Origin of the sequence: Microseira wollei NIES-4236 (genome assembly GCF_020521235.1) — a bacterium.
Classification (GTDB): domain Bacteria; phylum Cyanobacteriota; class Cyanobacteriia; order Cyanobacteriales; family Aerosakkonemataceae; genus Microseira; species Microseira wollei.
This window is the reverse complement of record NZ_BLAY01000532.1, coordinates 1-544: the sequence shown is the minus strand read 5'-3', so window position 1 is coordinate 544 and position 544 is coordinate 1. Positions and strand designations below refer to the sequence as shown.

1 protein-coding gene is annotated in these 544 nt (G+C 43.9%); it reads left to right on the top strand.

The genetic code is table 11. From position 1 onward, the window contains the following. A partial coding sequence (locus MiSe_RS49725; RefSeq protein ID WP_226595016.1) for a hypothetical protein occupies positions 1-235 on the top strand: 235 nt, incomplete at its 5' end. Positions 236-544: the final 309 nt, after the last annotated feature.

Below are 544 nucleotides of genomic sequence, written 5' to 3'. Positions count from 1 at the left end.
CAAACAAATCTGGTTGCTGCTGACTCAGGAGGATTGGTACTTACATGTAGATATATTTCCACCCCAAAAAGCACCGCTCCAATTGGACGCACCGCCGCGCTTGCCCAAGAGGTATCCTGATATCACCAAACAAATCTTTGATTGGCAAGTTTGGACGCCCTCTCCCAAACCTGACGCAGCGCCCGACTGCATCGCTAACAATCCGTTTGTAGAAGATGACGTACCTTTCCTATAAAGTAATTCTTGATGAATCCAAATGAAGAACAGATGCAAAAAGCCTCTGACAATTCAGTTGAAGTATTGATGTGACTGAACCAATTACGTCGAAAGTGCCAAGGATATAAATTTGAATCTTTGCTATTGTTTAGGGCAATTCTTCACAGCTTGCTTGACAATTTAGGCAAGGATTCCCTGCAGGAATTTGAGGAAGTTTTAGCAAAAGTTAGGGAAGGTAAAATTCCATTATGACCCAAGCGATCGACGATATCATTGCCCGCTTTGGGCAACGAGATTGGCGCGGACAAAAAGCGAGGGAAAGCTTTTG